The sequence below is a fragment of the Dyella acidiphila genome (assembly GCF_014863405.1).
Taxonomy (GTDB): Bacteria; Pseudomonadota; Gammaproteobacteria; order Xanthomonadales; family Rhodanobacteraceae; genus Dyella_B; species Dyella_B acidiphila.
Genome location: NZ_JACZZA010000008.1, coordinates 168,374 through 195,220 on the forward strand (window position 1 = coordinate 168,374; position 26,847 = coordinate 195,220).

The window sequence follows — 26,847 nt, forward strand, 5'->3', positions numbered from 1 at the left end:
GCGTGGCGTGTGCCACGTCGGTTTGCGCTTATGTGGTTAATCGGCTGATGTCGAACGCGGCGACGTCCGGCAACAGCAGGTCTGCCCCAGCCAAAGCCTGCGGCTGGCCGATCCCTACCGCTTTCATGCCTGCAGAGTGAATGCTGGCAATTCCAGCCGCGGCGTCCTCCACGCCGAGGCATTCGCTCGGTGCCAGTCCGAGGCCGCGCGCGGCGGCCAGGAAAATCTCCGGATCGGGTTTTGCATGACGGATGTGGTTAGCGTCGACCACGTAGTCGAACAAATCGGCGATACCGAGCTTTTCCAGCAAAAGCGGTGCATTGCGGCTGGCCGAGGCCAGCGCGGTTTTCAGGCCCGCGCGGCGCACCGATTCGATCGCGGTGCGCGCGCCAGGCAGCAGATGCTGCGGTCCGAATCCTTCGATCTGCTGCCGGTAGTAGTCGTTCTTGCGGCTTGCCAGCGCTTCTTTCTCGGTTTCCGAGTAAGTGCGCGCAGCCTGTTCCAGCAAAATGTCCAGCGAGGCGCGCCGGTCCACGCCCTTCAGGCGCTCGCCGACACTGTCGTCGAACGGAATGCCGATTTCCCCTGCGAGCTTTTTCCAGGCGGCGTGATGCACCACGGCGGTGTCCGCGATAACGCCATCCAGATCGAAGATGACGCCGCGAAGGTTATGCACCGGCGAAGAAGCCGTAAGCGGCATGTGTACGGGGGTGTCTGCACGCAGGCTCAGCGGCTGGCCGTAATGCAAAATCTCCAGCGGCTGCCCTTGCGCAAGCGTGTAGGTGACGCCGTTCGCAGCGACGGCCACGCTGATGTGGCGCCCCTGCCAACGCAGACCGAAGCGGTAGCCCTGCCACGCGGCCGGCAGCATCGGCGCGAAGGCGGCACGCCCCGCCTGCGGACGCATGCCGCCAAAGCCCCACGCCACCGCCAGCCAGCTGCCCGCCATCGCCGCCATGTGCAGGCCATGCGAGGTATTGCCGTGCAGGTTGTCCAGGTCCACGCGCAAGGTATCGAGGAAATAGCGATACGCCTTGTCGGCATAGCCCACTTCCGAGGCGACGATGCTGAAGGTGGATGCCGACAGCGTGGAGTCGTGCACGGTGACGCCTTCGTAGTAATCGAAGTTGCGTCGCTTGGCGGCCGTATCGATCGCGTGACCGGCCAGCACGAAAGCCTGCAGCACATCCGCCTGCTTGCACACCTGGTGGCGATAGATGGTGAGTGGATGCATCTGCAGCAGCAGCGGGCGATGTTCGTGCTCGCCGTCCTGCGCGAATGGCAGGCGCGGCTTGTTGAGGAAGTCGTCGTCCTGCGGAAAGATGTTCAGTTGCGCATCCACCGGCAGGTACATCGCTGCGGCCGCGGCTTTCCAGGCCTCGATTTCGCGGCTGGGCAGGTCGATCGCGGTGGCGATGCGCTGATAGTCATGCGGCCGCTGGTCGGCCAGCTTGGCGGCGATCTCCGCGGCATAGCGCAGATGCTGCTGCGCCATGTGGTTGGTGTAGTAGTTGTTGTCGACCAGCGCGGTGTATTCGTCCGGGCCGGTGACCTGGCAGATGCAAAAGGCATTGCCCTTGCGCGGGTTGTAGTTGCCTACCTGCAGCCACAGGCGCGCCGTTTCGAACAACACTTCCGCGCCGCCGGCGACCAGGAAATCCAGGTCGCCGGTGGCTTCCACGTACAGGCGGATGGCGAACGCGATGGCGGCATTGATGTGGTACTGCGCCGAGCCTGACGGGAAATACGCCGAGCATTCGTCGCCGCTGATCGTGCGCCACGCATACAGCGCGCCGGCGGAATGATTCATTTCGCGGGCGTGGTTGCGCGCGCGATCCAGTGTGTTGACGCGGTACACCAGCATGCTGCGCGCCTGCGCCGGCGAGGTCAGCGCCAGAACCGGCAGGATGAACGCCTCGGCGTCCCAGAAATAGTGGCCTTCGTAGCCTTCGCCGGTGAGGCCTTTCGCCGCCGCGCTGCCGCTGCCGTCGCGGCCGGTACATTGCAGCAGGTGGAACAGATTGAAGCGCAGCGCCTGTTCGGCCGCCGGGTCGCCATCGATCTGCAATTCGGCTTCGTGCCAGAACGCGGCGCAGGCCTTGGCCTGGGCGGTGCGCTGGCTTTCGAAATCCTGCTCCAGCGCCTGCTCCAGGGTGGTGGCGACTTCGTTGAGCAGGGAGGCTTCGGTCTCGCCGCCTTCCGGCCGCGTCCACGCATAGGCGACGTATTTTTCCAGCGCCACGCTGCTGCCCGGCTGCAGCTCGGCGCGGTAGTGCTGCTGCACGCCTTCGCCGTCTTCGATGATGGCGCGTGCGAACTGCAGCCCCGGCTGCAGCATGCGATGGCGCTGGCCGCTGGCCAGGCGGATATGGCTGTTGAGCGTGCGCTGGCAGATCGAGGCCAGCACGTGGTCGGCATCGGAGGTGGTGATGCTCAGGCCGCCGGCCACGCGCGCGCCCATGCGCGGATCGTCGCCCTGGGCGGCCGCGGTATTGCTGGCTATCAGCGCCGATTCGAGGGTGATCGGACCGCTGTAGTCGATAGAGGTGACGCGGTAACGGATGCACAGCAGGTTAGGCGTGTGCAGGGGAACGATCCGTTCCGCGTCGATCTGCAGGGTGACACCCGTGGGGGAGCGCCAGTGCAGTGTGCGTTGCAGGCAGCCGGCGCGCAGGTCCAGCGCCTGCTCGAAGGCCAGCCATTCGCCGTCGTCGAGGTCGACCAGCATGTCGCCCAGGCGCAGGCGGATGCGGGTGCCGTCGGGGGCGGGAATACGGGTGTCGCTGGTGCGGGCAAAGCCCGGGAAGCGTTCGTGGTACTCGATCGGGGTGCGTTCCCACACGCCGCTAAGGAAGGTGCCCTGGGTCGGGCTGCCGTGTTCCTCCAGGCCGCCGCGCACGCCGAGCATGCCGTTGGCCAGCGCAAACAGGCTTTCCAGCGTGGGCTGCTCGCCGGCCGTGGGGCGGTGCGCCAGCACCAGGCGCCAGGGATCCACGCTCCCGTTGGATGCCGGGTCCGTGGCGGCGTTTGGCGCGTCGTGGCTTAGCACGTGTTCTCCCCTAGGCATCTTGCTTGGTCTTCCGATCGGCCGCCGGGCCATGGTTGGCGGAGCATAAAAGTGAATGATATCGATATCAAGATATCGATATCATTTGCGGCAAAGCAGCATTTTTCGCAACTGCATACGAATGCACGGGCGTACGGTTGGACGTAGAGGTAGGGTCGGGCCACACTTGCCGCGTCTAATCGCTGTTGCCAAACCATAAGGTTGGCCGGGTCAATTCTGTGTGGGCAGCGTGATGGCGAAACTTAACGCTGGCGTGTGCGCTGCCTGGATCGGACATCCTTGAAGGGGTCGTTGTTTTGACGGGAATCAAAAAGAAACAACCGCTGGCGCATCGGCACAACCTGACCATGGCCGACCTGGCCGAGCTGGCGGGGGTCTCCAAGATCACCGTGTCCCGGGCGCTGAGCGAAAGCCCGCTGGTGAACGCCGAGACGCGCGAGCGGATCCAGGCGCTGGCCCGCAAGCATGGCTACAAGCTCAATGTAAGCGCGCGCAACCTGCGCCTGCGCCGCAGCCATACGGTGGCGGTGATCGTGGAGATGAAGCCGTCTTCGGGCCGCACTATGTGGGACCCCTATCCGCTTTCGCTGCTCGGCGGTATCTCGCAGGAACTCACCTCCGCCGGCTACAGCGTGCTGCTGACCACCCGCCAGGGCGCCACCGATGCCGCGGTGCAGGCGGCCGACGGCCTGATCCTGCTGGGCCAGGGCGCGCGCCAGGATGCCGTGCGGCTGTACGACAAGCTGGGCCTGCCGATGGTGGTGTGGGGCGCGGCCGCGCAGGGCGGCGACAACCACATCGTGGTCGGCAGCGACAACCGCCAGGGCGGGATCAGCGTGGCCGAACGCTTTTTATCGATCGGCCGGCGCAATCCGGTGTTTATCGGCAATCCCGATCACCCGGAGATGGCCCAGCGCCTGTTCGGTTTCGTGGACGAACTGGCCGGGCACGGCATCAAGCCGCTGCTGCTGCGCCGCGCCGACTTCACGCTGGAATCGGGCGTGGATGCGGTGCGTTCGCTGGCGGCGCGCAAGGTGCGCTTCGATGCGATCTTCGCCTGCAGCGACTTGCTGGCGATGGGGGCGATCCGTGCCCTGGTCGAGCTGGGTCTGTCGGTGCCGAACGATGTGTCGGTGATCGGCTACGACGACACGCCGCTGGGCGCGAGCTTCCTGCCGCCGCTGAGTACGGTGCGGCAGAACTGGCAGGAAGGCGGGGTGTTGCTGGCGCGCAAGGTGCTGGGGCTGATCCAGGGCCATGCGGTGCAGTCGCAGATGATGGCGTCGACGCTGGTGGTGCGTTCCACCTGATGCCTTGCCGGCGCCTCGATGCCATGCGGCGCCCAGGTGGATGCAGCTAAACCGTCGGCTCGATCCGCGCCGGTGGCGTCAGCACCAGCCGGAAACAACTGCCACCACCCGCCACGCGCACATATTCCAGCGCTGCCTGGTTCGCCTCGGCCATCTGCCGCGCCAGGTACAGCCCCAGCCCGGTGCCGTATTCGTGGGTGGTGTAGAACGGCTCGAAAATCTGCGCCGCCACCTTCGGCGCGATGCCGGGGCCGCGATCGATCACTTCCAGGATCGGCACGCCGTGTTCGCCATGGCGGATCACCACCATCACGCGCGCCGGCTCGCCCGGCATGCGGCCGTAGCGCAGGGCGTTCTGCACCAGATTCCACACCACTTGCTGCAGCTGCTGCGGATCGGCCACCGCCGCCACCGGCGCGGCGCTGTTGTCGATCACGCGCAGCGAATCGCCGCCCAGGTCGTTGCCCTGCTTGTATTCCTCCACGAAGCCGTGCGACCAGTCGCCGAGGTTGAGCGTTTCCGGGCGCGAGCGTTCGCGCCGCGACAATTGCAGGATGTTCTCGATGATTTCGTTGAGCCGGCTGCAATGGTTGTTGATGATTTCCACCATGCGCAGGTCGGTGGGATTCATGTCGCTGGATTCGGCCAGCAGCTGCGCCGAATAGCGGATCGCCGCGAGCGGGTTGCGGATCTCGTGCGCGATCGAGGCGGACAGGCGGCCGAGCGAGCTGAGCGTAAGTTCTTCCGCGCGGCGCGAGACCAGCGAGGTATCGTCGAGAAAGATCAGCACCAGCGAATCGTCGTTCGGCGCCAGGCGGCTGAAGCGCGGAACCACTTCCGGCATGCCGTCGGCCAGCTGGGTGGCGGTTTCGTCGAGCTTGCCCGAGGTGATCCAGTGATACAGGCGGCGCGACAGCTCCGGCGCCACGCGGCCCAGGTCGCGCTGGTCGGACGAAGGATTGCCCAGCAGCATCCAGGCCGATTCGTTGATCTGGTGGATGCGGTTGGCGTCGTCCACCAGCATCACCCCGGTTTTCATGCGCCGGATGATCAGCTCGTTGACCTGCGAAAGATTGACCAGGTCGATGCTGCGCTGCTCGGCCAGCGCCTCGCTGGCACGCAGCTGGCGGCCCAGCACGTGGCACAGCACCACGATGGCGAAATAGGCCATGCCGAACAGGCCCGATTCGAGTAGGTCGCGGTCGTCGGCGGAGGCCATGTGCGGCACCGAGAACAGGGTGCGGCCGAGTACGCCCAGGGTGGCCAGCGCGGCCAGGAACAAGGCCATGCGCAGCGGCAGCAGCAGGGCGCCGGCCGCCAGGTTCACCGCCAGCATCATGGCGATGCCGATGCGCGCGTCGTTCATCGCGGCAATCGCCAGCACCGCCGCCAGGATGTCGCCCAGCAGGGTGGCCAGGATGCCCAGCCAGCCCAGCGCGCGGACCATGCGCGTGATCGAGATGATCGCCAGCGCGAACAGCAGGTAGCCGCCCGCCACGACGCGCGCCATCCCGATGTTTTCCAGGTGCGGCCAGCCCATGCCGGAGGGCGTGAAGGCCAGGCCGATATAGACCAGCGCCTGGGCCAGCCGGAAATAATTCAGAAACAGTAATTCGTGGCGGGTTGTCGTGCTGTTGGGCGAATCGGAGATCGCGCGGCTGGACACGGGTTTGAGCACTCACGAACAACTGGGGGTTACGCCCTCATCCTGCCCGGGGTCGGGCGGGGCGAGGGGCCGGTTTTGCAATAGGACAACATCGAAGCGGACTCCGATGCGCCACTTTCGCAAGATTGGCCGCAGTCCTCAATCCTTCGTTGGGGGAGGCTGCCGGGAGGCGCAATTGGAAGGGCGGCGCGAGCTTGCGTCGGTCTTGCAATCTTGTTTCTGAAGGCCGGGACGGACAACGGCGGCAGGCGATTCTTGCGCGCCCCTTTCCATCAGAGGCCGCTTCCGCGAAAATACCGGGCCGTATTGCGCGGTTTTCGCCATGTTGACCCATGGCCGCGGCGCACTGCACGCGGGTAGTGCGTCCCACCGCCGTCCGTTCTCCCAAGTCCGTGCACGCTCACGCACGGGCTCGATTTTTCCCCATTCACTCGAGGTATCGAATGAATTTCCACGAGTACCAGGCTAAAGAGCTGTTCGCGCAGTACGGCATCGCCGTGCCGCCGGGCAAGGTCGCCAATTCCCCCGACGCCGCCGTCGATGCCGCCAAGCACCTGGGCGGCACGCAATGGATGGTCAAGGCCCAGATCCACGCCGGTGGCCGCGGCAAGGCCGGCGGTGTCAAGTTCTGCAAGAGCCTGGACGACGTCCACGCCGCCGCCAAGGGCATGCTCGGCAAGAGCATGGAAACCTACCAGTCCGCCGGCCGTGCGCTGCCGGTGAACCTGGTGCTGGTGACCGATGCCACCAACATCGCCAAGGAGCTGTACCTGTCGATCCTGGTGGATCGCGACAGCAAGGCCGTTACCTTCATCGCCTCCAAGCACGGCGGCGTGGACATCGAACAGGTGGCCAAGGAAATGCCGGACGACATCCACACCATCGTGGTCGATTTCGTCGAAGGCCTGCAGCCCTACCAGTGCCGCCAGCTCGGCTTTGCGATGGACCTCAATCCCAAGCAGGTCACGCAGCTGACCAAGATCATGCTGGGCCTGTACAAGCTGTTCAACGAGAAGGACCTGTCGCTGGTTGAGCTCAACCCGCTGGCCATCCTCGAAGACGGCAACCTGGCCGCGCTCGACGGCAAGGTCAACTCGGACGACAACGCCGAGTTCCGCCACGCCGACCTGGCCAAAATGCGCGACCTTTCGCAGGAAGATGCCGCCGAAGCGGCAGCCGTGCAGCACAACCTCAACTACGTGACCATGGACGGCAACATCGGCTGCATGGTGAACGGTGCGGGCCTGGCCATGGCCACCATGGACGTGATCAAGCTGGCGGGCGGCGAGCCGGCCAACTTCCTCGACGTCGGCGGCGGCGCCACCAAGGAGCGCGTCACCGAAGCGTTCAAGCTGATCCTTTCTTCCGACAAGGTGCGCGCCATCCTGGTGAACATCTTCGGCGGGATCGTGCGCTGCGACCTGATCGCCGAGGGCATCATCGCCGCGGTGAAGGAAGTGGGCCTGAAGATTCCGGTGGTGGTGCGCCTGCAGGGCACCAATGTGGAGAAGGGCCGCGAACTGCTGGCCAACTCCGGCCTGGCGATCACGCCGGCCGACGATCTCAACGACGCGGCGAAGAAAGCCGTGGCTGCCGCGAAGTGAGGAGCTTTGAGTCATGAGCGTATTGGTCAATAAAAACACCAAGGTGATCGTGCAGGGCTTTACCGGCCAGCAGGGCACCTTCCACGCCGAGCAGGCGATCGACTACGGCACCAAGGTGGTCGGCGGCGTAACCCCGGGCAAGGGCGGCACCGAGCACATCGGTCTGCCGGTCTTCAACAGCGTGGCCGAAGCGGTCGACGAAACCGGCGCCGACGCGTCGGTGATCTTCGTGCCGCCGCCGTTCGCCGCCGATTCGATCCTCGAAGCGATCGACGCCGGCGTGCGCGTGATCGTCACCATCACCGAAGGCATCCCGGTGCTGGACATGCTGCGCGTGAAGAACGTGCTGGCGCAGCATCCGGAAACCGTGCTGATCGGGCCGAACTGCCCCGGCATCATCACTCCGGGCGAGTGCAAGATCGGCATCATGCCGGGCCACATCCACAAGCCGGGCAAGGTCGGCATCGTGTCGCGTTCCGGCACGCTGACCTATGAAGCCGTGTTCCAGACCACCAACGAAGGCCTGGGCCAGTCCACCTGCATCGGCATCGGCGGCGACCCGATCAACGGCCTGAACTTCATCGACTGCCTGAAGCTGTTCCAGGACGATCCGCAGACCGAAGGCATTATCATGGTCGGCGAAATCGGCGGCAGCGCCGAGGAAGAGGCCGCTGAGTTCATCGGCGAATACGTCAAGAAGCCGGTGGTGTCGTTCATTGCTGGCGCGTCGGCCCCGGCCGGCAAGCGCATGGGCCATGCCGGTGCGATCATCTCCGGCGGCAAGGGCACGGCGGCGGCGAAGTTCGCGGCGCTGGAAAAGGCCGGCGTCACCACGGTGAAGTCGCCTGCCGACCTCGGCAAGACGCTGGCGGGTCTGCTGAAGAAGTAATCGATCGCTTTCGGGTGATCTGCAAAGGGCCGCGGCAACGCGGCCCTTTTTTATGGCTTCGACGATGCCAGGTGCCTGCCGGTTGCGCAGGGCGGCGGCCTGTCATCGAAAGTAAATCGACAAGCACCCCGTTTCGTGCCAGCGTATCCCCACCGCAGAAGGGGCATGGGGGTGCTGGCATGTCTGCGACACGTCCGCCGTTCTTGTATCCGCCGGGTTCGCCGCTGATGCATCCGCCATTGGCGCTGGAGCAGGCACGTCTTTACGGTTTCTGGGTGGCGGGTGACCTGGCTGCGCTGCAGGCCAGCGTGGACCGCACGCTCAATGCCTGCAGCCGCGGGCAACTGCATTTCACCGTGCTCACCCACTATGTGCTGCTGAGTTTTGCCGAGATCCGGCACGCGCACAGCGCCTATCCGATGGATGTGGTGAAGGGCTGGGGCACGGAAATCGACATCGTCACCTGGGTGATGGTCGGCTGCAGCAAGCCCGGCGATCCGTGGCCGACGTTCTATGCCTATCCGCTGCACATCTGGGTCGACGACTGCATGGCGCTGGTCAACGGGCGCGAGCTGTACGGCTACCCGAAATACGAATGCCTGTATGCGATGCCCGCGCGCAACGAACCGCCTGCCACCTTCCGCCTCGCCGCCAAGGGCTTTCAGCCGTATGCGCCGGAAACGGAACTGGCGATGCACCCGCTGCTCGATCTGGATGCCACCGTAGGCGTGAAGGATGAACCGACCAAGGACGTACTGGCCTGGCGCGAAGGCCTGATCGCTTGCATGCATGAGACCCCGGGCTTCTGGGATACGCATCCGGCGTGGCGCAAGAAATTCGACGAATGGTTTGATTTCTTTCCGGGCGTCGAGCAGCTTTTCCTCAAGCAGTTTCCCGACGGCGACGGGCATCGCGCGGTGTATCAGGCGATCGTCGCCGCGCCGGCCAAGATCAAGGCGATCCATGGCCTGTCGCTGCTGAGCGGACGCTACGACCTGCGCCTGCATCCGCTCGATAGTTTTCCGCTGCAGCGCACGCTGGGCTGGCAGCTGGGCGTGCAGCCGGCGCATTGCGGCTTCTGCATCGAATTCGATTTCGAAGTGCAGGCGGCGGTGGAACTGGTGGACAACTCGCGCATCGACGGGGACGCGCGCTGATGGCCGCGCAACCCCGGCGCATCGCCGTGCTCGGCGGCGGTGTCGGCGCGATGACGGCGGTGTTCTGGCTGACCAGCGTGGCCGACTGGCAGCAGCACTATCAGATCGATGTGTATCAGATGGGCTGGCGCCTTGGCGGCAAAGGCGCGAGTGGGCGCAATGCCGGGCTGGCGCAGCGCATCGAGGAACACGGCCTGCATATCTGGTTCGGCTTCTACGACAACGCTTTCCAGCTGATGCAGCAGGCCTATGCGGCATTGAATCGTCCCGCCGGCAGCCCGTTGGCGAGCTGGACCGATGCATTCAAGCCGCAGCACTACGTATGCCTGTCTGAACTGATCGAGGCGAGCTGGCGGGTATGGCCGATCGAAACACCGGTCTTGCCCGGCACGCCGGGGACGCCGCGTGCGCCGGAAGGACTAGAAGCGATCCTGGCCGAATTGCTCGACTGGCAACGCTCATGGCTGGAATCCTGGGCCGAAAGTTATCTGCTGCATACCGGCCAGCGGCTGCGCATGGGTGCGCCGCATGAAAGCCGTTTGCGCGAACTGCTGGCGGCGGCGCATGCCGGGCTGACGGCATTCGAAGACGTGGGCGATCCGCTGGTGGTGGCGCGCAAGGCGCGCGATCTCGCACGTACTGCCGCGCAAACGCCGGCTGCCGCCGATTGGCCGTCCATTCTGCTGTTGCTGCAGCATCTGCAGCACGCGCTGCACGATGTGGCGCTGCCGTTCGGCGATCCGGATACCTGGTCGGACGACTGGCGCCGGCTGTATATGGCGATGGATCTGTCGCTGGCCGTGGGCATCGGCATGCTGGCGGACGATGTGGTGAGCAAGGGTTTCGAGATCATCAACGGTATCGATTTCCGCAGCTGGCTGGCGTCGCACGGCGCGCAGCCGGTGAGCGTGAACGGTGCGCCGGTGCGCGGCTTTTACGACCTGGTGTTTGCCTACCGCAATGGCGATCCGCGGCTGCCGGAGATCGAAGCCGGCACCATGCTGCGTGGCATGCTCAAGGTCGGGCTCGGCTACCGCGACGCGCTGATGTACAAGATGCAGGCGGGCATGGGCGACGTGGTGTTTGCGCCGCTGTACGAAGTGCTGGCGCGGCGAGGCGTGCGTTTTCACTATTTCCACAAGCTGCGCGAGCTGCGTCCGGATGCGGCGGGCGGCGCGATCGGCGAAATCGAACTGGAACAGCAAGTCGCCGTGCCTGGCGACGCGTATCAACCATTGCTGGATGTAAACGGCTTGCCGTGCTGGCCATCGGCCCCGCTATACGCCCAGCTCGACCCGCAACAGGCCGCGTTGCTGCAGGCACATCAGGTCAATCTGGAAAGCCATTGGACGGATTGGCCGCAGTTGTATCAGCAAGCGACCGGCGTGCCGCTGCCGAGAAAAATCCTGCGTGCGGGCAGTGACTTCGACCAGGTGGTGTTCGGCCTGTCGGTGGCCAGCCTGGCGCGGGTGGCGCAACCGCTGCTGGCCATCAGCGCGCCCTTGCGCGAATGCAGTGAACATGTCGCGGCGGTAGCCACGCAGGCCTACCAGCTGTGGTTGAACCGCGATCTGGACGGCATCGGCTGGAATTACCCCGGCGCCCACGGCGAAGAGCCGGTGCTGTCCGGCTTTACCGAGCCGTTCGATACCTGGGCCTCGATGAATCAATTGCTGTGCCGGGAAACCTGGCCGGCGGGCGATGCGCCGAAGAACATCGCCTATTTCTGCAATGCGCTGGCGCTGGATGCGTATCCGTCGGCCGACGATCACGACTTTCCCGCACGCTGCGCCGCACAGGTGAAGGCGGCGGCGATCGAACAACTGCAGACACAGATCCATGCGCTGTGGAGCAAGGCCGGCAGCCATGATTTTCCCTGGGACTGGCTGGTCGATCCGGCCGGCGGCACCGGCGCAGCGCGGCTGGACAGCCAGTACTGGCGCGCCAATATCGATCCTTCCGAACGCTACGTGCTGTCGCTGGTCGGCACCAGCCGTTATCGCCTGCGTGCGGATCAATCCGGTTTCAGCAATCTGTTTCTGGCCGGCGACTGGCTGAAGACCGGGCTGGATGCCGGCTGCGTGGAAGCGGCGGTGATGGGCGGCATGCAGGCGAGCCGGGCGATCTGCGGCGTGCCGGCAGTGATTCAGGGCGAGCGCGGCTGGTAAGGATTTATTCGCTGCCCAGTTCGGACAGCGGGCGCTCCGCGTTGCGCTCGCTGTAGCGCTGCGATTTGTGCGCGTACATGATGCGGTCGGCCAGGCGGATCAGCTCGGCGAAATCGGCGCTGCTGAAATGCCGCTGGTTGATCGGTGCGCTGCAAATGCCGTAGCTGATGCCGGCGCCGGGATAATCGCTTTTGCGCAGCGCCAGATCCAGTTCGTCCAGCGCGCGGCCCAGGCGCTGCTTGCCGAGCTCGTCGCCATAGGCGATCAACGCAAATTCGTCGCCGCCCAGGCGGAACGCGCGGATCAGCTCGCCCAGGCGCGCCAGTCCTTCGCCGACGGCACACAGCAGATCATCGCCGCGCTCGTGGCCCTCGCGGTCGTTGATCTGCTTGAGACCGTCCAGATCGATCATCGCGATCTGCCAGGTGCCTTCGGCCGGATCGGCATTTTCGCGCCGGGTGATTTCTTCGATCATCACATTGAAGGCGAGGCGGTTGCCCAGGCCGGTGAGGGCATCGATGGACGCCTTGGCCACCGCTTCCTGCATGCCGCGGCGGAAACGCTCGCGGCCATCCTCCACCAGCTTCACGTGATCGGCCAGCGCAAAGGCCAGCAGCATCGCTTCGCAGGCGTTGCCGATCAGGGTGAGCAGGTCGGCGTTGTCCACCGCGCTGGGCACCAGGCCGAAATTCACCGGCAGGATGATCGCGCCCGGAATCAGCGTGGCCATGAAGGCCAGGGTGAAGAAGCGTGCGCGGCGCACCCCGTGCAGCAGCGACCACAAGCCCATGCTGGCGGAAAACAGCACCGCCACCGACACGCCGATGGTCGCCAGCAGAAACGCCAGCGACGGCAGCCACAGCGACAGCGGCAACGCGACGATCGCGCCGATCACGATGCCGTCGCCGATCCGCGCCATGCGCGGTGCGTGCCGCCACAGATCGAGAAAGCGGATGGTGAAGCGCGCATGCACCACCGGCAGCAGGATGAACCACTGGGCGAAATTCACCGGTTCGGTATTCACCCCCAGCCAGCCCTGCGGCACGCCGAAAAAGAAACTCCAGCCCAGCACCAGGATCAGCGCCTGCGACCCGTACAGGGTGTAGCCGCGATCCTTGATCCACAGTCCCACGAACAGGATGAAAACGCCCAGTCCGAACAGGATGCCGAGCGCGCCGAGCATCAGCGCCGTCTCGCTGATCCGGCGCTGGTGATATTGGGCGCGCGTGTGCAGGTCGATGCGCGGCAGCGCGGTGAAGAACTTCGAGGTGACGTGGATCACCACCGCATAGTGATGACCCGCGGTGAGCTTGACCGGCAAGGTGCCGCGCGGCATGTCGTTGATGCCGGTGTCGGCGCCGCTTTCCGATTGCCGGCGCAGGCCGTCATCGCCCAGCACCCAGATATCGGCGTTGTCGTAATAGGTGTTGTCGAAGGTCACCACCCATTCGGTGGCCGATTGCGTGGGGGTGAAGCGCGCCACCAGCCAGAAGCTGCCGCCCAGCATGTCGATGCGGGGCAGGGATGGGTGCGCCACCAGCCAGTGATCGAGCGCGGCATAGCCGGGCGGTGCCGGTTCGTCGGCGCTGGCCCCATAGACCAGCACCGTCGGTGTCCGCAGCGGCGGCCCGAACAGGGAATAGGGCTCGGCCGCCCGGCTTGCCGCGGGCATCAGCAAGGCCAGCAGCAGCCATAGCACGGCCATCGGGCCACGGCCCGGCAACCGCGGCGACGCGGGTTCCTGTGCGTGCGGATGAGTACGCAAATCTGCCCCTTTTTTCACAGTCTGCGTGCGGCGGATGGTACACCGCTGAGCCGGCGTGCACGCGTTAGGGGCGGTGCTGTGCAGGCACGTCTCGTGTCGCCGGCCGGCGCGATTCCGCCTCAGCAATAAATGCGCCATCGGCGCGGGCAGCTCCGGGGCCGGCTGCCGCTCTCTTGTTCTTTGCGCTTCCACTACCATTTAGCGCCACTCGTCCCCAACAAGTACAACGCATGGCTGCGCTTCGACTGGCTCTGGCCCAATACGATTTTCCCGTCGGCGCGGTCGCCGCCAACACCGCCAAGGTGCAGGAACTGATGGCCGAGGCGCGTGCCGGGCACGCGGCGCTGGCGGTGTTTCCGGAGCTGACCATCAGCGGCTATCCGCCGGAAGACCTGCTGTTGCGCCCGAGCTTTCTGGCGGCCTGCCAGGAATCCATGCAGCAGCTGGCGGCGCAGACCAATGGCCTGGCCGCCATCGTCGGCTTTCCGCACAGCCAGGGCGAGGTGTTTAACGCGGCGGCGTTCCTGCGCGGCGGCGAGATCGCGCAGGTGACGCACAAACAGATCCTGCCCAACTACGGCGTGTTCGACGACAAACGCTATTTCCGCCCCGGGCGTACCAGTGCCATCGCCGTGCTCGATGGCGTGCGCGTGGCGTATCTGATTTGCGAAGACATCTGGCAGGCCGAACCGGCCGCTGCCGCCGCCAAGGCCGGTGCTGAACTGATTGTGGTGATCAATGCCTCGCCCTGGGATGCGGCCAAGCAGACCACCCGCGAAGAAGTACTGTCGGCACGCGCGCAGGAAACCGGCTGCGCCGTGGTCTATCTCAATCTGGTCGGCGGCCAGGACGAAGTGGTGTACGACGGCGGCAGTCTGCTGGTGAATGGCGACGGCAGCATTGCCGCGCGCGCACCGGCCTTCGTCGATGCCCTGCTGTGGGCCGATTTCGATCCCAGCGATCGCACCTTGCGCGCACGCGACTGGCCCAGCGTGCCCGACCGCTCGCACGAAGCCACGCTATATGCCGCGCTGGTGCGCGGCGTGCGCGACTACATCGACAAGAACGGTTTCCGCGGTGTGCTGCTGGGTCTGTCCGGTGGCATCGATTCGGCGCTGACCCTGGCGCTGGCGGTCGATGCGCTCGGTCCCGAACGCGTTACCGCGGTGATGATGCCAATGCGCTACACCTCGCAGCTGTCGCTGGATGGCGCACGCGAACAAGCCGAACGGCTGGGCGTGGAGTATCACGTGCTCGGCATCGAGCCGGCCTACGATGCCTTCATCACTACCCTGACCCCGCTGTTCCAGGGCAAGCCGGCCGATACCACCGAGGAAAACCTGCAATCGCGCACCCGTGGCGTGATGTTGATGGCGCTGTCCAACAAGCACGGCCGGCTGTTGCTGGCCACCGGCAACAAGAGCGAGATGGCGGTGGGCTATGCCACGCTGTACGGCGACATGTGCGGTGCCTATGCGCCGTTGAAGGACGTCTACAAGACCGAGGTGTATCGCCTGTCGCGCTGGCGCAACCAGGCGCAGGCGCTGCAGACAGGCAAGCCCGACGACTGGACGATTCCGCCCGCGGTGATCGAGCGGCCGCCTTCGGCCGAGCTGCGCGACAACCAGACCGACCAGGATTCGCTGCCGCCGTACGACGAACTCGACGCGATCCTGGCGCGCTTTATCGAAGACGAGCAGTCGCAGGCGGAAATCATCGCTGCCGGCTACGACGAAAACACCGTGCACCGGGTAGTGCGGCTGGTGCTGGTGAACGAATTCAAGCGTCGCCAGTCGGCGCCTGGGCCACGTGTCACCACGCGAGCATTCGGACGCGAACGCCGCTATCCGATCACTTCCGGCTGGAAGTAGCCGCGTAGGTTGGGTTAGCGCAGCGTAACCCAGCGATGCCGCTTCGATAGCGGCTTGTCCGATTACCCCGGATCAAGCCCAGCGTAAGCCAGCCAACAAAAAAAGCCGGTGGCCTGAGGGCGCACCGGCTTTTTTGTGAAGCATGAAACCGTCGACTCAATAGTGGCCAGAGAACGGAATCATCTTGCGCAGCGTCGAGGGCGTGTGCGGCCACTTCGGATCCTTCAAGTACGGATGATCCGGATAGTTCAGCGCCAGCACCTGGCGCACCTGCGCCGCCTGGTCCTTCTGGTTCAGCATCAGATAGCTGCGGCACAGGATCGCCAGCGCATCGCCGGCCTGCGGCGATTCCTGGTAATGCTCGATCACGTACTGCGCGCGATCGGCCGAGGCCACGAAGGCCTTGTTGCGCAGGTAGAACTTGGCCACGTTGATTTCGAACTGGGCCAGCACGTTGCGCAGGTAGATCATGCGCTGGCGCGCATCGGCGGCGTAGGCGCTGTCCGGGAAGCGGCGGCTGAGCTCGGAGAAATCGTCGAAGGCCTTCAGGTTGTAGCCCTGGTCGCGACGGGTCTGGGCGCCTTCCTGCTTGCTGGAAAACACACGCTCGATCACACCGGCGGTGCGGTCGAAGTTGATCAGGCCGCGCAGGTAATAGGCATAATCCACATGTGGATTGAGCGGGTTGGCCTTGATGAAGCGGTTGATGGTGGAGTACGCATCATCCGGCTTGTTGTTCTTGTACTGCGCGTACGCCAGTTCCAGCTGGGCCTGTTCGTTGAACGGGCCGGACGGGAAACGGGCGATCAGTCGCTGATAAGCTTTCTCGGCCGCCGAGTAATCGGAGTGGATCAGATCGTTGTGGGCCCTGGCGTAAAGCAGCGGCAGCGGCAGGGTGTCGAGCGGGTCGCCTTTGTGCCCGAACCACGAGCAGGCGCTCATCGTCAAAGCCAGAACGAGCACCATCAATACTTTAAGGGCAGATGTCGGAGCGACCGGCAGCTTGGTTACGCGCATGAGTAAGGGGTTCAGATGTTTGAGCGAAAAGGGATCATAGCCGAAACCGGCGCCTGGCCGGGGGATCGAGCATGACCGTGATTCGACACGAGGCCGTGGTCCCATTGTCCGCGGCAGGTCGGAGGTTCGACCAAGCCCTGGCCGAGATGTTCCCGGACTATTCCCGTTCCCGCCTCACCGCCTGGGTCAAGGCCGGCGCAGTGACCCTGGACGGCGCCCCGGCGGCCCCGCGCTATCTCCTGCGCGGCGGCGAGCAAGTGCGGCTGGAGGCGGAGCTGGAGGTCGAGGTGGCCAGCGCGCCGGAAGATATTGCGCTGGACATCGTGCACGAGGACGACCACCTGCTGGTGCTGAACAAGCCGGCCGGCCTGGTCGTGCATCCCGGCGCCGGCAACCCGGCCGGCACCGTGCTCAATGCCCTGCTGCATCACGATCCGCGCCTGGCCGAGCTGCCGCGCGGCGGCATCGTGCACCGCCTGGACAAGGACACCTCCGGCCTGATGGTGGTGGCCAAGACCCTGGCCACCCACACCGCGCTGGTGGCGATGCTGTCCGAGCATGCGGTGGAGCGTCAGTACGAGGCGGTGGTGCTGGGCACCCTGATCGCCGGCGGCACCGTCGACGCCCCTATCGGGCGCCATATGAGCGATCGCCTGCGCCAGGCCGTGCGCGACGAGGAAGACGGCAAGCACGCCGTCACCCACTATCGCCTGCGCGAGCGGTTCCGCGCGCATACCCTGATCCAGTGCAATCTCGAAACCGGCCGCACCCATCAGATCCGCGTGCACCTGGCGCATATCGGGCATGCGCTGGTCGGCGACCCCCTCTATGGCGGCGGCCTGCGCCTGCCCAAGGGCGCCTCGGCGGAGCTGGTCGCAGCCTTGCGCGCATTCCGGCGGCAGGCGCTGCATGCCGAATGCCTGGCCTTCGAGCATCCGGCCGACGGGCAGCCGATGCGCTTCCAGGCGCCGCGGCCGGCCGACATGGACGCGCTGATCGCCGCGCTCAAAGGGGATGCCGCGTGAATGCAGGCGCATCGGGCCGGCATTCGCTGGGACGCTTGTTGCAGTTGCTGTGCCTGGTGCTGATCCTCTCGGTGGGATTGCTGCTGCGCCTGGGCACGGCTTGGGGGACGCAGGTGGACGCGCCGGTCCGCAACGATGCCAGGGACTATGTCGCCTACGCCTGGAATGTGCAGACCTATGGCGTGTATTCGCTGGACGCATCCACCTTCATGGACCGCTCACCGGCGGCGCCCAGGCCGGATGCGATCAGGCCGCCGGGGTATCCGCTGCTGCTGCAGGCGTTGATGCCGAAGCAGCTCTCGCCGGCCTTCATCGCCAGGGTCTGTTACGTGCAGGGATGGATCGCGGAAGCGACCCTGCTGTGTTCCGTCCTGCTGGCGATGGAACTGGTCGGGGCCTGGCCCGGATTGCTGCTGGGCGCCCTGGTCGTGCTCAGTCCGCACCAGAGCGTCTACGTCGGCTATCTGTTGACGGAGACCTTCTACGGCTTTGCGCTGATGCTGGCGCTCGCCGCCGCGGTGCTGGCGCTGAAATCCGCGCGCGGGTGGCCGCGCTGGAGCTATGCCTGTGCCTGCGGCATGTTGTTCGGCCTCAGCTGCCTGATCAGGCCCACGCTCAACCAGTGGGTGCCGGTATTGGTATTGCTGATGCTGGTGTGGCGCCCGCTGCGGCAGTACCGGCGCGAAATCGCCTTGCTGGCCTTCGGTTTCGTGCTGGCGATGTCGCCCTGGTGGATCCGCAATGAAATCACCCTGCATCGGCTGTCCGATGCGGAAAAGATGATCGACACGCTGCACGACGGCAGCTATCCGGGTTTTATGTACGAAGGCCGGCGCGAGACGTTCGGCTACCCCAACCGGTTCGATCCGAATACCGCGCTTGCCACCGCAAGCTGGCCGGGCATCTATCACGATCTCGCCAGCAAGTTCGCCAAGGCGCCGCTGGCGATGCTGCATTGGTACCTGATCGGGAAGGTGGTGTATTTCTTCAACTGGTCGGCGGACCAGGGCTGGGGCGATATTTTCGTCTATCCGCTGCTCCGTTCGCCCTGGCTGTGGAATCCGATGTTCCTGGGCGCACGTGCCGTGATACGGGCGATCTACGCGCCTTTGATCATCGGCGGCGTGCTCGGCATGCTGTTCGCTTTCCTGCCGCGGACCGCCGCGCTGTTCGCGCCCAGGCAGACGCAGGGGATCCGTTTTCTGGCCTTGCTGCAGTTGTTTGCCATCGGCGTGCATGTGGTGGGCGCGCCGTTCTCGCGCTACAGCGTGCCGTTCCGGCCGCTCACTTTTCTGCTTGCGGTTTTCTTGTTTGTCTGGCTGTATCGCTATTTCTTGCAGGTATTGCGCGAGCGTGAGGCAGCACGCGTGGTCACGGCTAATGACTGAATCCTGGCTCTTCCCCGACTGGCCCGCGCCGGGCCGCGTACATTCGACTGTCACCACGCGCGATGGCCCGGGCGTGTCGCAGGCGCCGTTCGGACGCTTCAATCTTGGCTTGCGCAGCGGCGACGACGCCCAGGTGGTGCAGAGCAATCGCGCCGCTTTGCGCCAGTCGTTGGGGTTGCCGGCGGAACCGCGCTGGCTGCGCCAGGTGCACGGCACGGTGGTGGCCGACCTGGGGCCCTTGCCCAGTCCCGAAGAACCCGAAGCCGATGCGGCCGTTTCGCATTTGCCCGGCACGGTGCTGGCCATTCTCACTGCCGACTGCCTGCCGGTGCTGTTCTGCTCCGAGGACGCCAGCACCATCGGCGCCGCGCATGCGGGTTGGCGCGGGCTGGCTGCCGGTGTGCTGGAAGAAACCATCGAACAGATGCAGCGGCCGGCGACGCGCCTGATGGCCTGGCTGGGGCCGTGCATCGGTGGGCCGTCCTACGAAGTGGGCGAAGAAGTGCGCAAGGCTTTCATCGCCCACGATGCGGCGGCCGCAAGCGCTTTTACCGCGACCCGCCAGGGTCATTGGCTATGCGATTTGTCGATGCTGGCGCGGCAGCGGCTGCAGGCCGCCGGGGTGACCCGCATTTATGGCGGCGGTTTCGACACGCGTGCAGATGCGCGCTTTTATTCCTATCGGCGCGAAGGCGCCCGCAGCGGGCGTTTCGCCAGCCTGATCTGGCTCTCTGCGGACTGAGGGCCGGGCCGCCGGCCGGCCGCGATTAGCTGTCCTTTGCTTAATATCCAACACGCGATTAACCCCGGATCCGCTTGAATCGCGGGGCGCTGTCCGCATCTCTTCGGCCAGTGGCGGCGTGTCCGCCAAACCTCTTTGGGGATACCTCGATGCGAATGGACAAACTCACTTCGCGTTTTCAGCAGGCGCTTGCCGATGCGCAATCGCTGGCGGTGGGACGCGATAACAACATGCTCGAGCCGGTGCACGTGATGGCGGCCCTGCTCGATCAGCAGGGCGGTTCCACCGGCCCGCTGCTCACCCAGGCCCAGGTGAATGTGCCGGCATTGCGCCAGCGCGTCACCGAACTGCTCGATCGCCTGCCCAAGGTCAGCGGGCAGGAGGGCAATATCCACGCCGGCAACGAGCTGACGCGCCTGCTCAACCTTACCGACAAGCTGGCGCAGCAGCGCGGCGACCAGTTCATCGCCAGCGAACTGTTTGTGCTGGCGGCGCTGGAAGACAAAGGCGAGCTCGGTGCCGCCTTGAAAGCCGCAGGTGCCAACAAGGCGAACCTCGATGCCGCAATCGAAAAGCTGCGCGGCGGCGAGAAAGTGCAGAGCGAAAACGCCGAAGAACAGCGTCAGGCGCTGGAAAAATATTGCGTGGATCTCACCGCTCGCGCCGAGAACGGCAAGCTCGATCCGGTGATCGGCCGCGATGAGGAAATCCGCCGCACCATCCAGGTGCTGCAGCGTCGTACCAAGAACAATCCGGTGTTGATCGGCGAGCCGGGCGTGGGCAAGACGGCGATCGTCGAAGGCCTGGCGCAGCGCATCGTGAAGGGCGAAGTGCCCGAAGGCCTGCGCGATCGACGCGTGCTCGCGCTGGACATGGGCGCCTTGATCGCCGGAGCGAAATTCCGCGGCGAATTCGAAGAGCGGCTGAAGGCGGTGCTCAACGACCTGGCCAAGAACGAAGGCCAGATCATCCTGTTTATCGATGAGCTGCACACCATGGTCGGCGCCGGCAAGGCCGATGGCGCGATGGATGCGGGCAATATGCTCAAGCCCGCGCTGGCGCGCGGCGAGCTGCACTGCATCGGCGCCACCACGCTGGACGAATACCGCAAATACATCGAAAAGGATGCCGCGCTGGAGCGCCGCTTCCAGAAAGTGTTCGTGGGCGAGCCCAGCGTGGAAGACACCATCGCGATTCTGCGCGGGCTGAAGGAACGCTACGCAGTGCATCACGGCGTGGAAATCACCGACCCGGCGATTGTCGCTGCCGCCACCCTGTCCAATCGTTACATCACCGACCGCCAGCTCCCGGACAAGGCCATCGACCTGATGGACGAGGCCGCCTCGCGCATCCGCATGGAGATCGATTCCAAGCCGGAAGAACTCGATCGCCTGGAGCGGCGCCTGATCCAGCTGAAGATCCAGCGCGAGATGCTGAAAAAGGAAACTGACGAAGCATCGAAGAAACGCCTGGCCGACCTGGAGACGGATATCGGCAAGCTGGAGCGTGAATTCTCCGACCTCGACGAGGTATGGAAATCGGAGAAGGCTGCGCTGCAGGGTGCGACCAAGGTGAAGGAGCAGATCGAGCGCGCGCGGCTGGAGCTGGAAGCGGCGCAGCGCCGGCAGGACTACGCCAAGATGAGCGAGATCCAGTACGGCAAGCTGCCTGAGCTGGAAAAGCAGCTCGCTGCCGCACAGGCGGCCGAGCAGCAGGATTTCAAGCTGGTGCAGGATCGCGTCACCGAGGAGGAAATCGCCGAGGTGGTATCGCGCTGGACCGGCATTCCGGTCAGCAAGATGCTGGAAGGCGAGCGCGACAAGCTGCTGCATATGGAAGACGCGCTGCACCATCGCGTGGTCGGCCAGGAGGAAGCGGTGCGCGCGGTATCCGATGCGATCCGCCGTGCGCGTGCCGGCTTGTCCGATCCGAATCGTCCCTACGGTTCGTTCCTGTTCCTGGGCCCCACCGGCGTGGGCAAGACCGAACTGTGCAAGGCGCTGGCCGAATTCCTGTTCGATACGCAGGATGCGATGGTGCGCATCGACATGAGCGAGTTCATGGAGAAGCACTCGGTCAGCCGCCTGATCGGTGCACCTCCGGGCTACGTGGGCTACGAGGAAGGTGGCTATCTCACCGAAGCGGTGCGTCGCCGTCCCTACAGCGTGATCCTGCTGGACGAGGTGGAAAAGGCGCATCCGGATGTCTTCAACATCCTGCTGCAAGTGCTCGATGACGGGCGCCTCACCGACGGCCAGGGCCGCACGGTGGATTTCCGCAATACCGTGATCGTGATGACCTCCAACCTCGGCTCGCAGCTGATCCAGGAACAGGCCGGCGATTCGGAAGCCGACTACCTGCAGATGAAGGCTTCGGTGCTGGGCGTGGTGCAGGCGCATTTCCGTCCGGAGTTCATCAACCGCCTGGACGAGCTGGTGGTATTCCGGCCGCTGGGGAAAAACCAGATCCGCGCCATCGCGCGCATCCAGCTGGCCTATCTGGAAAAGCGCCTGGCCGAGCGCCAGCTCAAACTGGAGATCGGCGACAAGGCGCTGGACCTGCTGGGCAATGTCGGTTTCGATCCGGTGTACGGCGCGCGTCCGCTCAAGCGTGCGATCCAGCAGCAATTGGAAAACCCGCTGGCGAAGCAAATCCTGGAAGGGCGTTTCGCGCCGGGTGCGACCATCGAGGTCGGTGCGGAGCAGGGGCACCTTACCTTCCGGCAGCGTTGAACCCACAGCCCCTCTGTCGCGGCAGAGGGGCTGCTTGTTGGCAAGCTCGGGAACGCGTCTGACCGCGCAGCACGCATGACCCGTCAGTTGAAGCGGATCACCTGCCGGTCGTTCCAGTTGGTGAAAGTGTTGTAGCGCACGCTCTGCTGGCGTCCACCCACGTTCTCGGGCCACGGATCACGCAGCAACAGGGTGAAGTCGCCAGCGTCCTCATAGCCGTAGACCACGAAGAAATGGTTGGCGTTGCCGATGATGATCTTGTTGCGATCGATATCGTCGCGGAAATCCTGCGGGCCGTAGTTGTTTGCGATGTAGCCGCCGATGTCGTTGTAGTTGACTGCGCCCCAGCGGCTGCGAACCAGCTGGACACGCGCGCTTTGCAGGTTGGCGCCGTTGTTTTCCTCCAGGCCGTTGGCCTCGTCGTAGAGCGTCGCGGCCAGCCAGTCGTCATAGGTGTCGGGATCGGGGATATCGACCAGCGCGATCACGATGCGGCGCGCGATGTCGTATTGCGTCCGCGCGGGGCGGTTGTAGAAATTGCGCGCCATCTGTTCCGCGGCGGCAAAGCACCAGCCCGGCGCCTGTTGCGGGATCAGTGCGGGCGGATTGTTGACGGTCTTGGGCATAAGCGTGTCTCCGGGTGGGGGTACACGCATGGACGTTCGTTGCCGTGGCCTGTGAACGCGCAAAAAAAATCCCGGCCGGAGCCGGGATGTTCGATGCGATGCATCGCAGGATTTTGGCAGTGGGTCTCAAATCACCAGTGATAGATCACTTTGGTGTAATAGTAGCGCCCATTGAAGCCGTCGGGGGAAAATTCTGAATAAGGAATGGTGCCGTTGGTGTTGTTGGCGGCAATCACCTTGTCCGGATAGCTGTTGGTGGCATTGTCCACGCCGAGCGTGAAGGTCCAGTTGTCGAGGTTGTAGCTGCCGGCCAGGTCCAGCACCCATTGCGGATCGAATACCTGATTGAGCAGATAAGAAGAATTGCTGTACGCGGTGAAGCTGCCGTAGCGGGTGAGGTTGCCGTTGAAGGCCCAGTGGCCCACCGTGTAGTTCTCGTTGAAGATCAGCTTGCTGCGCGGCGTGGAATTGGCCAGCAGGCCGCGGATGTCGCGATAGCTTACGCGCTGCAGTTGCAGCCCCAGCGCATCCAGCTGCGTGGGATTGGGCGCCACGCCGGTGACCTGGCTGCGGTTGTAGTTGTAGCTCAGCGTGCTGTCGAGTACGCCCGCATTGCCGAAATCGGAGCGATAGCTGGCGACCAGGTCGCCGCCCTGGGTCTTGGTGTTTACCGCATTGGTGAAGTACTGCGCGGAGCTGTACGCCACATCGGTAATGCCGTGCGCGGCCAGGTAGGCGACCACTGCCGGCTGGTTCAGGCCGCTCAGCGTGTTGGACAGCACGATGCGGTTGTAGATCTGGATCTGGTAGACGTCGAAGGTGATGGTCAGCGGATCGATCGGATTGAACACCGCGCCGACCGTAAAGTTGTGCGATTTCTCCGGCTTCAACGCCTGAGCACCCAACAGCTGCGCCACCGGATTGCCGACCGGCAACAAGCCGGTCTGGTAAATGCCCGGCGCCACGCCCGGCCCGGTATTGCTGGGCGTGAGATAGAGCGAACCGATCTGCGAATAGTCTTCCTGCGCCAGCGACGGCGCGCGGAAACCGGTGGAAGCGCTGGCGCGCAGCGCGAAGCGGTCGGTGAAGTCGTAGCGTGCGGCCAGTGCGCCGGAGACGGTGTTGCCGAAATCGTTGTAGTCCTCGTGGCGCACCGAGAACGAGGTGCCGAGCTTGTCGGTGAGATTGGTTTCCAGGCTCACGTATTCGGCGATGTCGCTGCGGCTCCACGAGCCGACGTTGACCGGACTGTAACCGCTGAAGCCCTGCGAGCCGCCGCTGACACCCGAGGTGCCGACGTAATAGGAATCCGGGTCGCCGGCGCTGATGCGATAGGTGTCGCGCAGATATTCCGCACCGAAGGCCAGGGTCACCGGATTGGGCAGCCAGCTCAGCGAGAAGTCCTTGGCGATATCCAGGTCGGCCGCCTGCTGCGCGGACGACACCACGCCGTCGAAGAAGCTGGTCGGGGTGTAGCCGAAGTCGTGCAGGAAGGCGTAGTTGGCGCTGTGGATGGTATCGAGCGAGACGCGGTTGCCGCCGTAGTTGGCGCTCGCATCCCAGCGCCAGCCGCTGTCGGTGGTGCCGCGCACGCCGGCGACCAGGGCCTGGTCGGTACTGTGCGCCTGCAATAGCGGCTGATAGCCGTCGGGATACAGCGCCTTCAGCCCTGCCGACACCGAGGAGGGGTAGCCATAGGGATTGCGGTACAGCTCATCGGAAATCGCATCGCGCTCGTGATAGCTGCCGAAGGCGTAGAACTGGATGTTCTTGGTGATGTCGTACTGCGAGTTGAGAAATACGTTGTGCTGGCTGACCGACGGATCGCCGAACACCTGTTTCTCGCCCAGCTGTGGATAGCGCACGTCCACGCCGCCGTGATTGGTCGGATCCTGGTGGCCGTCGTCCACGCTGATGCGCAGCCAGCCCTTGTCGCCGCCGAGCGGAATGCCGAAGTTGGCCGAGCCTTGCCACTGCTTGCCGCCGCCGCGCTGGTACTTGCCGCCGTCCAGTTCCACCGAACCGCCCTGCGCGCCATGTTTGAGGATGATGTTGATCACGCCGGCGATCGCGTCGGAGCCGTACTGCGCCGAGGCGCCGTCGCGCAGCACTTCAATATGGTCGATGGCCGAGAGCGGAATGGTATTGAGGTCCACCGGCGCCGAACCGCGGCCGATGGTGCCGTCGGTATTGATCATGGCGCTGGTATGCCAGCGCTTGCCGTCCACCAGCACCAGCACTTCGTCCGGCGACAGGCCGCGCAACTGCGCAGGGCGCTGCGAATCGGTGGTGTCGGTGGCGGCGGGGCGCGGGAAGTTCAGCGAGGGAATCAGCCGCGCCAGCGCGGTGGACAGTTCGCTGGTGCCGGTGCTTTGCAGGGCGCTGGCCGGCACCACGTCGATCGGCGAAAGCGAGCTGCTGTCGGTGCGGTTCTGCGCGCGCGTGCCGGTGACGATCACGGCCTGCAGATTCTTGGCATTGGCGGGTGGGGGTGGGTTCTGCGAGGTGTCCTGCGCCGCGGCCGTGGTGGCGAGGGCAAGCAGGATGGCAACGGTGAGCGGTGCGGTGACGGCGTGATCGAAACGAATCTTGGTTTTTTTCATTGGCGGACTTTCCCCTAGCGTAATTGCTGCTGCGCAACAATTTCAGGTTAGTGACAATCGGACCCCGCGACAATCGATGTTTGGGCGTCTAAAAGTCCGAATGGGAATATCCATATTGAACATACATTTACTTGCATGTTTACGGCGGGCTGCGGGCCGCCCACGGGCCGGCGAAGCGGGCAGGACGCGTTCACCGGCTGCCCCGCCTGGATGGGAGCATGCGTTCGCGCAGCGTATAGGCAATGTGTAGGGGGTGTCGTCGCCGGCAGCCCCTAGGCGGGTCTGGAGGCAGGCACTAAGATGCGCGGGCCTGAGGTGACTGCCGGCCTGCTGCCGGCGGTTGAAACGGGAATCCGGTGACGCCGCCCTGCGGGCGGCCATGCCGGAGCTGCCCCCGCAACGGTAGGCGAGCAACACGATCCCCATCTCGCCACTGTGCCCAGGCACGGGAAGGCGGGGATCGGAAGGCCATCCTTCGCTCGCAAGCCCGGAGACCGGCCCCAAGCATTGACCGGACGGCGGAGGGCCAGCTCGGAAACCGCTGCGTCCGCAGCCGGTGCCATGCTCCTTCACCTGTCCTACCGGCCAGCGTGCCACTGTGTGAAGGAGAGTTTGTCGTGACCAGATCCTTGCCCCGATCGATCACCGTCGGTCTGTTCGTGCTGTTGACCTTGTTGATGGTGACCACCCGCTTCAAGCACTTCGGCGATGCGCTGCATCTGCCGGACGCATCGATGGCGGTGTTCTTTCTCGGGGGCCTGTATCTGCGCCGCCATCTGGTCTTCGGGTTCTTTCTGGTGCTGGCGGTAGTGCTGGACGAAGTGTCGATCCACTACGCCGGCATCAGCGATTTCTGCATGACCGCGGCCTATGCCTTCCTGCCGCTGGCGTATGCCGCGCTCTGGTACGGCGGTCGCCTGTATGCACAGGAATTGACCGGCAGCTGGCGTTCCCTGCTGGGGGCATTCGGGGTGGCGTTTGTCTGCGCGGTGCTGTGCTTCGCCATCTCCAATGGTTCCTTCTATTGGCTGGGCGGGCGCTACGCGCATCCGCATATGGCCGAATACCTGCAGCGCCTGTGGCAATGGGGGCCGCTGTTCGTGCGCACCACGCTTTCCTATGTGGCCGTGGCACTGCTGCTGCATGCCGTCCTGCAACGCCTGGCCGGTGCCGGCGCCGCGCAGGTGCGCGCGTGAGCGAGTCAACGCCACGCGATG

At 64.8% G+C, this 26,847-nt stretch carries 17 protein-coding genes and 1 riboswitch; of the genes, 11 read left to right on the forward strand and 6 right to left on the reverse strand.

Annotated features, from left to right (window positions below; genetic code table 11):
- Positions 1-28: 28 nt before the first annotated feature.
- A complete protein-coding gene (pgmB, locus tag IGX34_RS13815; protein WP_338015473.1) occupies positions 29-3,049 on the reverse strand; it encodes a beta-phosphoglucomutase in 3,021 nt (1,006 codons plus the stop codon).
- Positions 3,050-3,414: 365 nt separating this feature from the next.
- Between pgmB and IGX34_RS13820 the strand changes: the two genes are divergently transcribed.
- The gene (locus IGX34_RS13820; RefSeq protein ID WP_192556422.1) at positions 3,415-4,377 is read left to right on the forward strand and encodes a LacI family DNA-binding transcriptional regulator; all 963 of its coding nucleotides are present in this window, start codon (positions 3,415-3,417) and stop codon (positions 4,375-4,377) included.
- Between the two features lie 46 nt (positions 4,378-4,423).
- Here the strand turns inward: IGX34_RS13820 and IGX34_RS13825 are convergent, their stop codons facing one another.
- A complete protein-coding gene (locus IGX34_RS13825; protein WP_192556310.1) occupies positions 4,424-6,043 on the reverse strand; it encodes an ATP-binding protein in 1,620 nt (539 codons plus the stop codon).
- Positions 6,044-6,486: 443 nt separating this feature from the next.
- On the opposite strand from IGX34_RS13825, the gene sucC reads away from it, so the two are divergent.
- The 4 genes from sucC (at position 6,487) to IGX34_RS13840 (ending at position 11,861) form a co-directional block, all read left to right on the forward strand.
- Positions 6,487-7,647 carry an ADP-forming succinate--CoA ligase subunit beta gene (gene sucC / locus IGX34_RS13830; RefSeq protein ID WP_192556311.1) on the forward strand — a complete coding sequence of 387 codons (1,161 nt, stop codon included), beginning with the start codon at positions 6,487-6,489 and terminating at the stop codon, positions 7,645-7,647.
- A 13-nt stretch (positions 7,648-7,660) separates the two neighbouring features.
- The gene (sucD, locus tag IGX34_RS13835) at positions 7,661-8,536 is read left to right on the forward strand and encodes a succinate--CoA ligase subunit alpha (protein ID WP_188797202.1); all 876 of its coding nucleotides are present in this window, start codon (positions 7,661-7,663) and stop codon (positions 8,534-8,536) included.
- Between the two features lie 179 nt (positions 8,537-8,715).
- A complete protein-coding gene (locus IGX34_RS22095; protein WP_225737460.1) occupies positions 8,716-9,693 on the forward strand; it encodes an acetoacetate decarboxylase family protein in 978 nt (325 codons plus the stop codon).
- Positions 9,693-11,861: an NAD(P)-binding protein gene (locus tag IGX34_RS13840; RefSeq protein ID WP_225737461.1), complete on the forward strand. Its 2,169-nt coding sequence runs from the start codon at positions 9,693-9,695 to the stop codon at positions 11,859-11,861. Before IGX34_RS22095 ends, IGX34_RS13840 begins: the two co-directional genes overlap by 1 nt.
- A 4-nt stretch (positions 11,862-11,865) precedes the next feature.
- Here IGX34_RS13840 and IGX34_RS13845 read toward each other — a convergent pair whose 3' ends face one another.
- On the reverse strand, positions 11,866-13,566 hold the full coding sequence (locus tag IGX34_RS13845; RefSeq protein ID WP_192556312.1) for a sensor domain-containing diguanylate cyclase: 1,701 nt from the start codon (positions 13,564-13,566) through the stop codon (positions 11,866-11,868).
- 290 nt (positions 13,567-13,856) lie between these two features.
- On the opposite strand from IGX34_RS13845, the gene IGX34_RS13850 reads away from it, so the two are divergent.
- Positions 13,857-15,497 (forward strand): NAD+ synthase, encoded by a 1,641-nt coding sequence (locus IGX34_RS13850; RefSeq protein ID WP_192556313.1) that lies wholly within the window; start codon positions 13,857-13,859, stop codon positions 15,495-15,497.
- 156 nt (positions 15,498-15,653) lie between these two features.
- Here the strand turns inward: IGX34_RS13850 and IGX34_RS13855 are convergent, their stop codons facing one another.
- Positions 15,654-16,514, reverse strand: a complete 861-nt coding sequence (locus tag IGX34_RS13855; RefSeq protein ID WP_192556314.1) for an outer membrane protein assembly factor BamD — start codon at positions 16,512-16,514, stop codon at positions 15,654-15,656.
- Between the two features lie 71 nt (positions 16,515-16,585).
- On the opposite strand from IGX34_RS13855, the gene rluD reads away from it, so the two are divergent.
- From rluD to clpB, 4 genes are all read left to right on the forward strand, one after another.
- Positions 16,586-17,539: a 23S rRNA pseudouridine(1911/1915/1917) synthase RluD gene (rluD, locus tag IGX34_RS13860; protein ID WP_192556315.1), complete on the forward strand. Its 954-nt coding sequence runs from the start codon at positions 16,586-16,588 to the stop codon at positions 17,537-17,539.
- Positions 17,536-18,927, forward strand: coding sequence for a hypothetical protein (locus tag IGX34_RS13865; RefSeq protein ID WP_192556316.1), 1,392 nt, complete (start codon positions 17,536-17,538; stop codon positions 18,925-18,927). Before rluD ends, IGX34_RS13865 begins: the two co-directional genes overlap by 4 nt.
- Positions 18,920-19,669, forward strand: a complete 750-nt coding sequence (gene pgeF, locus IGX34_RS13870) for a peptidoglycan editing factor PgeF (protein ID WP_192556317.1) — start codon at positions 18,920-18,922, stop codon at positions 19,667-19,669. The genes IGX34_RS13865 and pgeF overlap by 8 nt, the downstream gene beginning before the upstream one ends.
- 149 nt (positions 19,670-19,818) lie before the next feature.
- The gene (gene clpB / locus IGX34_RS13875; protein WP_192556318.1) at positions 19,819-22,401 is read left to right on the forward strand and encodes an ATP-dependent chaperone ClpB; all 2,583 of its coding nucleotides are present in this window, start codon (positions 19,819-19,821) and stop codon (positions 22,399-22,401) included.
- Positions 22,402-22,484: 83 nt separating this feature from the next.
- Here clpB and IGX34_RS13880 read toward each other — a convergent pair whose 3' ends face one another.
- Both IGX34_RS13880 and IGX34_RS13885 read right to left on the reverse strand, forming a co-directional pair.
- Entirely contained in the window at positions 22,485-23,027 is a 543-nt protein-coding gene (locus tag IGX34_RS13880; RefSeq protein ID WP_192556319.1) for a hypothetical protein, read from the reverse strand.
- A 131-nt stretch (positions 23,028-23,158) separates the two neighbouring features.
- A complete protein-coding gene (locus IGX34_RS13885; RefSeq protein ID WP_192556320.1) occupies positions 23,159-25,630 on the reverse strand; it encodes a TonB-dependent receptor plug domain-containing protein in 2,472 nt (823 codons plus the stop codon).
- Positions 25,631-25,926: 296 nt separating this feature from the next.
- Positions 25,927-26,147: riboswitch (cobalamin riboswitch) on the forward strand.
- Between the two features lie 100 nt (positions 26,148-26,247).
- On the opposite strand from IGX34_RS13885, the gene IGX34_RS13890 reads away from it, so the two are divergent.
- On the forward strand, positions 26,248-26,826 hold the full coding sequence (locus IGX34_RS13890) for a hypothetical protein (RefSeq protein WP_425598796.1): 579 nt from the start codon (positions 26,248-26,250) through the stop codon (positions 26,824-26,826).
- Positions 26,827-26,847 lie beyond the last annotated feature (21 nt).

Coding starts and splice junctions, on each gene's coding strand:
- IGX34_RS13820 (WP_192556422.1), top strand. CDS start 3,415: ATGGCCGACCTGGCCGAGCTGGCGGGGGTCTCCAAGATCACCGTGTCC.
- sucC (WP_192556311.1), top strand. CDS start 6,487: ATGAATTTCCACGAGTACCAGGCTAAAGAGCTGTTCGCGCAGTACGGC.
- sucD (WP_188797202.1), top strand. CDS start 7,661: ATGAGCGTATTGGTCAATAAAAACACCAAGGTGATCGTGCAGGGCTTT.
- IGX34_RS22095 (WP_225737460.1), top strand. CDS start 8,716: ATGTCTGCGACACGTCCGCCGTTCTTGTATCCGCCGGGTTCGCCGCTG.
- IGX34_RS13840 (WP_225737461.1), top strand. CDS start 9,693: ATGGCCGCGCAACCCCGGCGCATCGCCGTGCTCGGCGGCGGTGTCGGC.
- IGX34_RS13845 (WP_192556312.1), bottom strand. CDS start 13,566: ATGGCCGTGCTATGGCTGCTGCTGGCCTTGCTGATGCCCGCGGCAAGC.
- IGX34_RS13850 (WP_192556313.1), top strand. CDS start 13,857: ATGGCTGCGCTTCGACTGGCTCTGGCCCAATACGATTTTCCCGTCGGC.
- IGX34_RS13855 (WP_192556314.1), bottom strand. CDS start 16,514: ATGCGCGTAACCAAGCTGCCGGTCGCTCCGACATCTGCCCTTAAAGTA.
- rluD (WP_192556315.1), top strand. CDS start 16,586: ATGACCGTGATTCGACACGAGGCCGTGGTCCCATTGTCCGCGGCAGGT.
- pgeF (WP_192556317.1), top strand. CDS start 18,920: ATGACTGAATCCTGGCTCTTCCCCGACTGGCCCGCGCCGGGCCGCGTA.
- clpB (WP_192556318.1), top strand. CDS start 19,819: ATGCGAATGGACAAACTCACTTCGCGTTTTCAGCAGGCGCTTGCCGAT.
- IGX34_RS13880 (WP_192556319.1), bottom strand. CDS start 23,027: ATGCCCAAGACCGTCAACAATCCGCCCGCACTGATCCCGCAACAGGCG.
- IGX34_RS13885 (WP_192556320.1), bottom strand. CDS start 25,630: ATGAAAAAAACCAAGATTCGTTTCGATCACGCCGTCACCGCACCGCTC.